3 protein-coding genes are annotated in these 13,495 nt (G+C 33.6%); all 3 read left to right on the top strand.

The annotated features are described in order from the left end of the window. Positions 1–3,000: PKD domain-containing protein (locus WFZ86_RS19795; RefSeq protein WP_342693558.1), on the top strand; the 3,000-nt coding region annotated here is incomplete at its 5' end. Between the two features lie 3 nt (positions 3,001–3,003). Beyond that, the gene (locus WFZ86_RS19790; RefSeq protein WP_342693557.1) at positions 3,004–3,720 is read left to right on the top strand and encodes a LolA3 family protein; all 717 of its coding nucleotides are present in this window, start codon (positions 3,004–3,006) and stop codon (positions 3,718–3,720) included. A gap of 16 nt (positions 3,721–3,736) precedes the next feature. Next, positions 3,737–13,495, top strand: a 9,759-nt coding sequence (locus WFZ86_RS19785; RefSeq protein WP_342693556.1) for a thrombospondin type 3 repeat-containing protein, incomplete at its 3' end; no start/stop codon positions are given.

Below are 13,495 nucleotides of genomic sequence, written 5' to 3'. Positions count from 1 at the left end.
CCAATTACATTAAAAGTAGTTAATTGTACCCCAAAAACAGGAGAATTAAAACTACCTACCCAGCAAGTTTTTGTTGGAGAATCCGCAAATTTTTCGTTTGAACAGACAGCAGGTACTGTCATCTCTGGAGAATTATTGAGTTATAAATGGAGCGTTACAGATGGTTCAGGTGAAGTTTTGAATAGTACTACTACTGCAGTAGGAGCGCATTCTTTTATTTTTCCATCTGATGGGAAATATACTGTAAAGGTAGTGGTAACTGGAGCTGATGGTTGCGAGGCTACCTTCACTCAGGATCTTACTATACTTCCAGAAAAGAAGTGTTTAAATGAGAATCTTTCGTTTTCCTTTGAGACTAGATCACCTAACTTAAGTTATGTATGGACCAGTATTAATGCCTCTGGAACGGTTGTGAACACTTCACCGGCTAGTACTTCAAGTGTTTATAATGTTTCGTTTGCTATTCCTGGGGAATATACTATTATTATGGTAGCTACAGATACGGTAACGCAATGTTTTGAGACCTTTACTAAGAAAGTGACTATAGATTCTTGTGCTCCTACTAGTTGTATGGTTCATTTTAATTTCAATTTTAAGATTCCGGATATGGCTTATGGAGGCAAATATTTAAATTTAGATTCCAGAATGAATATTGCCAATGGAGTTGTAGATTTCCTAAAAGCCAATACCAACAAGAAGTTATTTGCTACCACTTTTGATATGACCAATAAAGGAGTGAATGCTGTTTTGGTAAATAAAGAAATTACAGTAAATCCAGGCGATGTTTATAAAGTGGCGGGGGGCAATGAAATTTCAAATAATGCACCTACTGTTATTAGAATACAAGATAACATTTATAGCAATACATTTTCAAGTTTGATTAATAATGGTATTTTAAAAAATACGTCCTTAAAAAAGGATGCTGTTGATGTTTCATTTTTTATTATTTCTGAAGATCACAATACGGCATCATTAGTTGCGGCACGAACTGCTTACCAAGATTTATTAAATTCAGGTAAAGCCAAAAAAGTATTTTTTGTTTTTGTGAACGAAGGTAAATTTAGTTATATACAGCGTGTAGGATTAGCTAATAGGAGATTATCAATTTCACCGACACAATTTTTGACAGAAATAATGGGGACTACCCCAGTTAGTTATGCGACAACAAATTCAATATTAAGTGCTGATTTTGTACAATTTTCAAAAGCAGAGATTGCCAATGTTGGATTTAGAAAAGTATTTCATGATTTCTTGCAAAAGGCATATGATGATATAGCATCTGGTTGTGATGATGTAGAATCATGTACTAAGAAAAATGTAAATACACCAGTACTTAAGAAGTTATTTTTGACTTTAGTAAATAAACTAAAGGATATCCCAGCGGGAACTGATGCTAATGTATATGCACAAAAAGAGTTAGCAGCATTGTCTCCTTATACAGTAGATAAGAAAGCAACTATTTATAATTTTATTAATACAAGCACTTCCATAAGTTTCGCTTTTACAGAGACAAGTTTAGAGAATGATGTATTAATTCCTAAACCTACTTCAGGTGCTATAGTAGATATCGATTTGAGTCAATATACTGATATGTTGACAAAAACTCCAGTTACAACGCTTTTTAGTGGCGGGAAAATTGATCTTACAACAGGATTTGTTCGAAACATTGATTTCTGTGTTGCAGAATTGTATTGTGTTTCTCACGTAGCGCTTGTTCTCGATGAATCAGGTTCAGTTGACTTGAAAGAAATGAATAAAATAAAGAAACAATTAAAAGGTTTTGTGTACCAACAAGCCTTGACTAATGAAAAAATTGGTTCTAATATTCATATTTCATTAACAGGAATGTCTGATAGCGACACCAACATTAGAACAGATTATGTTGCGCCAATTAGAGTGTCAACTGATCCATTAGACCTTAAAAAATTCTACGATTGGATTGATAATTTAGGAATGCGCAATGGTAAAACAGGAGTGAGTGCTGGATCTGATTACTGGAAGAGCGGATTAGATGGAGCATTAAGTTATTCGTTGAAGCCCAATGTAGTGATTATGATTACTGATGGTTGTCAAACAGCAGATTCCGAAGGTCTTAAGGGAACTATGAAGAAATTCAATAATTATAAAGGAAATAGTGCTGATTTACCTCATTTGTATGTAGTAGGTATAGAAGATGGTTTTTATATTAATAAGTCCTCAACGGCTAAGACTTTGGCTAAAAGTGAAGATCCTAATTACAGTTCAGGATTGGTCAAAAAAGGGATAACGGCCAAAGTATCCGCTAGTTTAACTACATCACTACAGTTTTTGTTAGGGTTTTCTGAAACGGAATTCCCCGTATCTGATATAAATGATTTTAAAGGTGCTACATTTTTTGGTCACGATAATTTCAATCTGCTATCTTCAGATGAAACTTATATTTCAGATAAACTAGCAGATAGTGGAATTGTTTGTGGACTTTCTGCTGTAAAAGATTTCTGTGATGATTGTTTTTCTTTTAAACCAGAACCCAATAAAGAGTATTTGTTAAGTGCATGGGTAAAAGAGGAATCTTTTGTTCAAGTTAAGTCCTATTTAAATGCAGCAATCAAAATTGTTTTTTATAGACAAAAAGAGGCTTTAGATTCACATGAGATAAAGGAAGCTAGAATTGAAGCTAAACCTTCAGGTGAGATTATCGATGGCTGGCAGAGAATTTTTGTAAAATTTAAAGTGCATGCTGATGCTATAACGATTGGTTTTTCATTAGAAAACAAAAGTGCTAGTATACCCGTTTATTTTGATGATGTACGAATTCATCCCTTAAATGGAAGCGTTAAATCCTTTGTTTATGATGCAGAAACTTTCAAACTAATGTCCGAATTAGACGAGAATAATTATAGTACATATTATGAGTATGATAGCGAAGGCGGATTAGTTCGAGTGAAAAAAGAAACAGCCAAAGGAATTAAAACGATTCAAGAAACACGTTCAGGAAGCGTAATTAATACAGATAAATAGGGTATGATTTATAAGAAAATATTCTGTGTTTGTTTACTATTTCATTGTTGTTTTGGTAATGCTCAGAAAGTAAGTGATGTTTTTAAAAAATTAGGACAACAGTATAGTGTTGCTAAACCTCTTCAATATCAATCAAAATATATTTTATACAAAGATTTTGATTCAAAAAAAATAGAAGAGAGTTATTCTGGTGTTTTTTATAAAAACAGTCAAAATGAAGTCTATATGAAAATTGGTGATACAGAGATTCTGAATTCAAAAACAGTCAATCTTAAGATTAGCCATTCAGAGAAAGCTATAGCAATTTCTAATCCTGTTCCTAGTTATTTTGGTGACTTTGATATGAAGCCATTACTTGATTTGTGTAAAGTTGACAAATTCGTTGATTACAAATTGTATTGGGAAATTACAATGAGTATGAAGCCTTTTTCGAGTCTGCCATATTCTAAAATCATCGTTAGAGTGTCTAAAACTTATTTGCTACTCAAACAGGTTTTTTATTACAATACAGCAACTAATTTTTCTAAAGATTTTAGAAAACCAGATGTGCATTACCCTCGATTGGAAGTGGTGTATACTAATTATAAAAGGAATGCCATTAGTCCTACTATTTTTAACAGCAGTACCTATTTTACTACTCCAAGTAAAAATACTATTGTATTGGCAAAAAGGTTAAAAAAGTATGAGATTGTTGATCAAAGAAATAATTCCAATAATTAAAATAAAAGATAGATATATGTATATCAACAAACGTATAATAGTATTTGTATTTACATTTTTTTCATTGTTTGCTTTTGGACAGCATGAAGAATTTTTGGGAGATAGAAAAGAGGGAACACAGTTAAACAGTTTGCCACTTTTGCAAATAACAGACCCTAAATTTTCTGTTTTAAACAATCAAAGCGTATTTACTTCTGTAAATCCTGCTGTAACGATTCATTTCGGTTTTGATGATAGTGCAAAAAACTCCCCTAGTTATAGTGATGTTTATACTTGTAAGATAGAGCTAAGTGTTACGTCGTATGATAGTGATGGAAACAAAAAAGGTGCTAAACCAGTATCACTTTCTATTGTTCACGATAATAGTAACAAAGAGTTAGAGTTTAATGATTATGCTGTTTATAGACTTCCAGGTGTACATAAAGCGGATGTAAAAGTGGTTTCTATAACGTATTCTAAACCTGTCTCTACGTCAACGGTATACTTGGCATTAAAATTTAATACGGATCGATATTATAATTTGCAGCTTAATGGCTCCAATTCTTCAGTGCTCCCTATAAGTTATAAATTGGTAAAATACAATGGAACTATTGAAGAAGAGGTGTCGAAAGTTAGTGACGTTGCCGAAGAGTTAGTAATTAATTGGTCTAAAGATTCAAAAGCTCCTGCAGTCGAATATGAATTAGAATGGAGTTGGATTGATAATTATAAAAAAGATGGAGGCAAGTTATTGCCAAATGAGATTGCTTTGTCAGATCAAGATTTTAGACTCAATAGTACTAGAATTCAAACAAAAGATTTGACCTATCGCATTCCTTTAATTTATTCTAATGGTTATTTGGTTTATAGAGTTAGACCAGTTGGCCGTTTTCTGGACGATACATCAAAAAACTATTATGGAGTTTGGTCCTCAGGGATTTCAGAAAAATATTTATTAGTTAGTGATTGGCCATATATTGTAGAGATTGACAAAGCTCACGAGGGCGGTAAGAATTGGCAATATCAGGCATCTTTTGCTGAAAATGGAAAGAAGAAAGAAGTAGTAAGTTATTTTGATGGTTCCTTGCGTAATAGGCAAACTGTGACCAAAATAAATTCTAATAATAAAGCTATTGTAGGTGAGGTTATCTACGACAATCAAGGTAGGGCAGCTATTGAAGTATTACCTACCCCAATTGAGTCATCGGGAATTAGATTTTATGACAAATTGAATACTAATGATTCGGGTTCAGTATATTCTCATAAAGATTTTGATTGGGATAACGCAAGTGTAAAAGATTGTAATCCTATTCCAGTACCTAAAATGTCCAATGCATCGGGCGCTGGTAAATATTACTCTTCAAACAATGTACCACAAGAGGATCATCAGGATTTTGTTCCAGATGCAATTGGTTATCCTTTTTCACAGATAGAGTATACTCCCGATAATACAGGACGAATTAAAAGTAAAGGTGGGGTTGGAAAAGAGCATCAAATTGGATCTGGACATGAAATGAAGTATTTTTATGGAAATCCAAAACAAGAAGAATTAAATCGTCTTTTTGGATATAAAGTAGGTGATTTTTCGCGCTATAAAAAGAATGTAGTGGTAGATCCTAATGGACAAGTTAGTGTGAGTTATTTAGACCCTCAAGGAAGAACTATTGCAACAGCTCTTGCTGGGGATAATAAAACAAATTTGGTATCCCTTGATGATGAGGCTAATAATAAGTTACATCTTCCAACAACGACCAATTTGTTAACTAATAACGATAAGTATAGCTCAGGGTCGCATGGATTGGTTGAAGATGGAATAAAACTCTCTACACCAGTAACAGTTATAAAAGAAGATGCTATTAAAATTGAGTATTCATTTGTTAAGACCAAAGGAGGTTTCACAGATACTTGTTTGAATACCAAGTTTTATCCTTTTGTTTACGATTGGTCAATTAGTTTAAAAAATGATTGTGCCCTAGAATTGTTATCAGGAAATTTTCCTTTAACAGCAAAAATTGGAAATGAAAGTCTAAATGCCACAAGTGCATCGAAATTAAGTTTTGAGAATATTGTTTTTAATGCAAAAAATGGAGATGAATTTTTGAAAGTTGGTTCCTATCCTTTAAGTAAAGATCTTCGTGTTGACTATAATGTCTTAAACAGATATGCTGAGGACTATATTTCTGAATTAAAAAACAGCAAAAAATGTTTGCCAGATTTATCTTCATTGGATGCAGATGTAACCATAACAGATTGTAATATAACATGTAAGAGTTGTGAAGAAACATTAGTACGTGATAACTTAACTGCCGAAGAGTTTGCATCTTTTCAATTGTTGCTTTCTGCTCAGGCTAATAAACTTGGAAATGTTGCAGCTAGAGAGTCTTATATCATAAAAGCAGAAGTTAAGTATGTGCAAAAAAGCATTGAAAATGTTTTAGATCTTGATAATTTAGATCTTGTTAATTACGAAAATCGTTTCAAAGCGGAATTTAGAGAATTATTAAAAGGATGCAGAGATTTATGTGAACAACCCATAAATGTTTGTGATCTTAATTTAGATATGCTGTTGGCAGATGTTAGTCCGCATGGCCAGTATGGATCTGTTGACGGAATTGAAAACGATGATGAAAACGATGAAACAACTGTAGTAAAAAGCATTGATCCTTTGAGTATTTTTAACGTAAACAATCAGTTGCTTTATGGAGGTTACACAACTAATTCTTATGTAGATAGCGATACTAATCAAAATGTTGTAGAAAAAGTATCAAACTATAATTGGAAAAAACCTTTTAATGGTTCTTATAAAGAGGAAGATGGCTCAATATCAAAAATTAAAGTTAAGTTAATTAGTGAAAATCCGAATGATAATTCATTAAATGTTTATGAGCCTGCTTTGGATGGAATAATTTTGAAGGATAATGATCGTGATCCTGATAGTGATGATCAAAATGATTATTTAGTGGAACCTAAATATTTAAGAGACGTTACTCAATTTATTGCTTTATGGAAAGATAGCTGGGCTAAATCTCTAGTACAGTATCATCCTGAATATGCTTATTATGTTTATAATTCAAATTTGTGTAATAAATTGAATGGGGATGGATTAAATTCAGATGGCTTTGATGAACAGTTAAGAGATAGAGAGGTTTATGATGAATTTAACACTATTGATGCCACGATATTCAGTAAGAATGGTTTAGTATCCCAACTTTTAAATAGCAATAATAATGCTAGTAATAGTGATCCTTTTTATAATTCAAAAAATGACAATGAATCACAAGAAGACTACAATGTTCGTAAAGCTTTAATGCAAGAAGCATTAGAAGTTAATTTTGATGGTATGGTTTTACCTTCTGGTAAAAAACTAAATATGCTTCAGACTGCTTACTTCTTTGCTGTTTTTTCTAATGGAATTGCACCTCAGTCTGCATTTACTGCTTTTTCAAATGCAAGCAATGTTCAATTGTTGGACATGATAGATCAACTTGGTCAGAATGGGAATAGTGTAGAATTGAATATAAAACAAAGAATATGGGCTAACTTTAGATCATATTATACTGCTTTAAAGGAAAAAACACGTACTGTTTTTGCTCATATTTATGCTAGTAAAAACAATAACTATAACGACTGTATTGGTAATGCAGAGAGTAAAGATACTTTTGTTACTTTGTTTAAAAAGTATACAGCGGTTGGTACTCTAAATAATTATGAAAGACTTCAGGCTCTTATTAACTTAATTCCAGAAAATCCAAGTATACCTACAACCACGCCTTCAACCGTAGGACTTGAATTGGCATGTTCTAATGCAACTTCTGGTTTGTATATAGAAAAGATAAAGCGTTTTGTACCTGCGGATTTTGGGTATGATTCTTCAATTGGTGATTTAGAATTTATTGCTCAGACCAAGGCAAGTATAGAATCTAAACTTTTTTTAGAAACAGGTAGATGTCCTGTCTCTATTGACTTAGAGAATTTCTTGAAAGGATTGCTTGAGCCATCCATTAATGACAAAGGATTATTGATTGATGGTTTCAACACCTCTAGTATGCCTTATTTAACTCAGAGTATATTTAATGCTCAGTTAAATCCGGGTTTTAATATAGAATCCTCAGTAAGTATACCGAAGATTACTACACGTGAGATTGCAGGCAACCTTAATATAGTTTTTAAACAAGATGGTAATGATATCTCGTCTCCAATTGAATTAAGTTTTGCCAAAAGTTCTTCAGAGTATAAAAACTCATGTGGAGTAAAAGTTGATTTTCCAAAATGGGCTGATGTTACTGGTTTTAAAAGTTTTTATGCAGTACCAGGCTCTTATAATAGCACATCGAAAACGTATAGATTTCGTATGGTTGCAATTATAAACAGAAAGGGTAGTGTATCAAATTGTACTACACCAGAAGAAATTCTTGTGGATGGAGTTACTAGAGCAAATATTTTAGAGTGTTCATCGCTGATGGTTGCTCCATGTGATAAAAAACAAAAGTTTAGTGAAGCATTCAACCAATTAGTATTGCACTTGCAAAAAAAGGCAAGTTTGAAAAGTACTGACTTAAATATTTCAAATGATGATGTTTTTGTAGATAGTTATTTATATCAGTATTTTGGAATCACCCCTAGTGATGTAGTCAAATGGCATAATACAGCTGAAGCTGTTTTTATTACTGTAAATGATGTAAAACGTGTTACTATAAATCTTGGTAATTATAGATTGGGTAATGATGTTATAAAAAGCATTTTTATTAATGGGAAAGAAGCAGGAAACACTAGTAATCTGCTTACTATAACTATCAAGGCACCATTGTTTAGAAACAGACAAATCACAGGTGTAATCAATTCAGGGAATGCAAGCATGCCTTTATATTTTACCTGTTGCTCGCCTTGCGGTGAAACTGATTATAATGGAGATGGATATGGTGATAATTGTGGCATTAATTGCGGAACCATTGATACAGATGGTGATGGTATTTTTGATTTGTGTGATAAATGTCCTACTATTCCAAATCCTAATAATCAACCTTGTGATGATAATCCTGTTTATACAAACATTACTTCATGTGATGCTGTTGCAACCGAAGAATTGCTTTATGAAGATAGGGTTAAGGATGTTTTGAATGATATGTTAGTCAATAACAATTATAGCATAAATGAAGATGGTGATTTTTATAAATCTGGAAATATTACACAATCTTTACCCGTTAAAAATTTTGTAGAACAATGTCGATTAGTTTCTCACTTTCAAGCCGAAAGAACACGTTACAGAGTAAATAATTTGAAGAATGTGGTTATGGATCGTTACTCTGTTATTATTGAAAACGGATTGATGAGTATAACATTTGACGAAAATTCAGGAAGTATCAACAATAAAAATTTTATTAATTTCTATGATGTAAATCTAAAGAATGCTAAGAAGATAAATTACATAGATATAATAAGTGATTTGAGCTTTGTAATTAATTTTACAGATAATCAAGGTAAAACGGTTAACCAAACGGGTAGTGCAATATCGCATTATACCTTTGTAGAAGTAAATAAATACGAAGCAAGAGCTATTGCTGTTCCTTATTGTCAATTTGCTTCAGAGGTGTATCCTCCTAAACTAACAAGCAAGAATGCTTTAGCTGGATCAGGAGACATTTATGTTACTATTTCTGAAGGAGGAAAAATAGATAATGAAGATACAGCTTCTCCCTCTTCATTTATGAATAAAAAGTCATCTTCTGGAAAGTTGCTTACCCTTCTTGATGTTAAGGAAACTGCCGATGCTACATCTAATTGTTCCAATATTTGTGTCCCTCCAACTGTAGCTCCAGTTGTTTGTGGTGATAAATGGATGAGTTTTAAAGTAAATTTAAAAGCACAAGTTGCCGACTATGCGATACCAGAAAATCTGGTTAATGATGGTAAATTCTTTTGTAATGCTAATTTAGGTTACATTAGTGATGAGTATATTTATTATTTGAACAAATTACGAATTACAAGTACTGAGCATCCAATGTTTATTACGATAAATGAGTTTGGTAGCACAAAATTGAATTATGGAAATAGCAAGACACAACTGATAGTTAATTATTACTATAATTATTTAGAAACATTAACTAAGACGCCAAATGAAGTTGCTTTAACTTGGATAGAATATGCTAATAAGTATGTTGAAGAAAATAAAGAGTGTGTGCCTGTTAGAATGGTTCCAACATTTAGTTTAGAGGTAGAAAATCCTACTACCTTGACCCCTTGTGAGTTATTGGCAATATCCATAAAAGCTTCAAATAAACAACAATTAGAAGACACTTTTTATGCTAACAAAAAACAAGAGTTTATTCAAAATTATTTGAAAGAAGCATTAGAAGGAATTACAGAGACACTAACACTAACCGCAGTAGATAAAGAATACCAATATACTTTATACTATTACGATCAAGCAGGAAATTTAATTCAAACCGTTCCTCCTGAAGGGGTGCGTAGATTATCGCCTGACTCTGATGCTACCATAAATTCAGTTCGAGCCAATAATTCAGAAAAGGAAGACTTGTCACTTGTTGACGGAGTAGATGTTGTGCCTGATAACACCTTGCAAACACAATATAGATATAATTCTTTGAACCAACTCGTGTGGCAAAAAACACCTGATGGAGGAGAAACGAAATTTGCTTATGATCCATTGGGGAGAATTATCTGTTCTCAGAATGCAAAACAAAAAGGAAGTGCTCATTTCAGCTATACTCGTTATGATGATTTAGGAAGAATTACCGAGGCAGGTCAAGTAAAAACTACTACTGCCGTAAGTATTAATGAAAATGGAAGATTAGTTTATGGTAATGTTGAGCCAATACCAGCTGATGCCAAAGAAGTTCCAGTAGATGCTATCACAGACAAATTCCCATACAATATTAGTAATAATATGCAACAAGTGACTAAAACACAATATGATGTGCCTTTAGTTAACACTGCCAGCTGGTTTACTTCCTATGGATCAGACAACAATCACAAGAGAGTGACTGCCGTTTTGTATTTTTCTGCGATGACAAACAAAACGCTTTCTTCTGCTTATGATAATGCTATTTTGTACGATTATGATGTACACGGCAACGTAAAAGAGTTATTGTATCATATCAATAACAAAGAACACCAAGCTTTAATAGATTTAAAGCAAAATCTTAAGAAGGTAGTGTACGACTATGACTTGATTAGTGGAAATGTAAATAAAGTTACATATCAGCCTAACAAAACAGATCAATTCATACACCGTTATGAGTATGATGCTGATAATAGGATTAAGCAAGTGTACACCAGCAAAGACGATGTTATATGGGAAAAAGAAGCCAATTACTTGTACTACGATCATGGACCATTAGCACGTGTTGAGATTGGCGACAAGAAAGTACAAGGGCTAGATTACATTTATACCTTACAGGGTTGGCTAAAAGGAGTCAATTCTGAACAATTAAATGTCGCTAATGATGCCGGTGATGACGGACTAATTGTAGCCAAAGACGCCTTTGGTTTTGCCTTGAACTACTATACAGGAGATTATAAATCTAGAATTATAGGTTCGAGTACAGCCAATGTGTTTGGTCTTAGCCAAGAAGCTAAAAAAGAGGGTAATGTTAATTTATACAATGGAAACATCAAAGAGATGGTTACCTCTTTGTTAGACGTAAATAGTCAGGCCATACCAACACAGTTTAATTATTACAAATACGATCAGTTGAATCGTATTAAATCCATGAGTAGTCTAAGCTTCAATCCTGCCGTAGGTTCAGATATTGGCAAGAATTCTTATGGTTCTAGTTATTCCTATGATAGAAACGGGAATTTAACAAGTCTAGTGCGATCTGGATTAAACAACAATCTAGCGATTTCAGACATGGATAACCTGAAATATGCATACAATAAAAACACAAAAGGACAATTAATCAATAATAAACTGGTTAGCGTAAATGATGTTTTGACAAATTCAGGTGATTTTGCTAACGATCTAGAAGGACTTAACAGATATAGCTATGATGCTATAGGGCAATTAACCAAAGATTCTAAAGAGACTTTGTCGATTGATTGGCGTGTTGACGGTAAAGTGAACAAGGTAACCAAAGATAATGGCGTAGTCATTAGTTTTGAATATGATGGTTTAGGAAATAGAACAACAAAAACAGAGAAGACCCCAACCAATACCAAAATTACCTATTATGTGCGTGATGCTCAGGGCAATGTATTGAGTACTTATGAGATGGAAACCGTACAGGGTCAGCCTTCTAAATATGCATTAGTAGAGCAAGGAATTTATGGAAGTAGTCGTATAGGTCTTGAACAAGGACGCAAAGAAATTACCAAAGATGAATTTGCTGCCTTTGCCAAAACTGTCGACCAAGTAAGCGCTACAGAGGCCAAAAGTGTTTTGGGTAAACAAGCCGCTTTAGTGAACGAAATTTATGGTTTAAAGATTGATACTGAGTCAAAAAAAGCAACCTGGAATGCAGATGCAAAGAATACGCTAAATTTGTTTGATAACAAAACAAACAAGTCGGAGTCTATTACCCTAAGTTCTCACTTTAAGATAGATCCTAGTGCTACGGATAATGTAGTAGCAGCCTTACATGGATCCTCTGTTGAAGGGTCATTCCCAGGCGATCGTTCCGTATCTTATAGAAGTTCAGTGTTATTAACTGTAAAAAAAGAAGGGAATGTCTATGTACCGACTATATCCTTGTTAAAATACCTTCGTAATCATAATAGTTATAGAAACGGTTCAGGAAACAGACGTTATTCGTATAGAAGTTCGTTGGTAGAAACCAAATACAAGATTAGTCCGCTAACGTTAAAAATTCCTGAGAATGAATGGGATTTTAAAGCGGAGATAAAATTAAATCAAAACCGTACCAATTATGATGTTGTGATTACCTTGAATGGTAATGTGTATACTACAGAGTCTGAATTTAAAGTTCTTATCAATGGTGATGAGAATAAAGGAATGCGAAGTGGGTCGGCAGATTTGAGTATCAAAACCCCTCTTAATACAATAGGTTATACTGAAATTGAACACCGTCCCGGACAAATCACCAGATACTCAGCTTTAAAAAGCGAAATATGTGACTTCTCGTATACCATAGACAATGGCGAGGAGCCAGAGGCTATAAAAGTAAACACGTTCCTGTTTGACGATGGTCCTGAAAATGCAGTAGTTACAGCAACTAGAGCAACAACAGGTATCACTATGACGTCAAATAATGTAGTATATGGTAAAACTTTTTGTGGCACCCCAGAAGGTGATGCCGATTTTGATGGGGTAAAAGATGCTATTGATAATTGTAGAACAACCTACAACCCTGAGCAAAAAGATACCGATGGTGATGGTGTAGGTGATGCCTGTGACAACTGCGTCTATCCAAACCCGTTGCAAGTAGATGCTGATCAAGACGGAAGAGGCGATGGAGACAAACCAGGTGATCTAGGTTGTGATAATTGCAAATTAAATGCTAACTTTGACCAGAGCGATATAGACAAGGACGGCATAGGCGATGTGTGCGACAACTGTCTTACAATTAGTAACCCAGACCAAACCGATGCCAACAAAAATGGCGTAGGAGATTTATGCGAAGGATTGGATCAAGGAGCTGGAGCCGTAGCACAAATAGGCGAGCCTAAAGGATTCTATCGTTTTGTGGGGGATAAGCGCTATGAATTATCAAACCATTTAGGGAATGTACTTTCTGTAATTTCAGATCGTAGCCTTGTGGGGGCAAATAATACCCTAACCCCAGACGTTCTTAGTTATAGTGATTATTATCCTTTTGGT

It is taken from the genome of Flavobacterium polysaccharolyticum, from assembly GCF_038739875.1.
GTDB classification, from domain to species: Bacteria; Bacteroidota; Bacteroidia; order Flavobacteriales; family Flavobacteriaceae; genus Flavobacterium; species Flavobacterium polysaccharolyticum.
The sequence above is the reverse complement of the archived record's forward strand: the minus strand, read 5'-3'. Positions and strand labels throughout refer to the sequence as shown.